General features: G+C 67.5%; 1 pseudogene. It reads left to right on the top strand.

Annotated elements, in window-relative coordinates:
• Positions 1 to 268 (top strand): annotated as a pseudogene (locus JT719_RS24795) (IS630 family transposase); the annotation flags it as partial.

The following is a 268-nucleotide window of genomic DNA, read 5'->3' as shown; positions in this document are numbered from 1 at the left end:
CCGCCTCCAGCCCCATCGTATCCGCACCTTCAAGCGGTCCACCGACCCGGCGTTCGCATCCAAGGTGGAGGACATCGTCGGGCTCTACATGGACCCGCCCTGCCACGCGGTGGTGCTGTCCATCGACGAGAAGAGCCAGATCCAGGCGCTCGACCGCACCCAGCCCGGCTTGCCGCTGAAGCCCGGCAAGTGCGGGACGATGACGCACGACTACAAGCGCAACGGCACCACCACCCTGTTCGCCGCGCTGAACACGCTGGACGGCACC

The organism is Sabulibacter ruber, assembly GCF_017355955.1.
Classification (GTDB): domain Bacteria; phylum Bacteroidota; class Bacteroidia; order Cytophagales; family Hymenobacteraceae; genus Nibribacter; species Nibribacter ruber_A.
The sequence above is the reverse complement of the archived record's forward strand: the minus strand, read 5'-3'. Positions and strand labels throughout refer to the sequence as shown.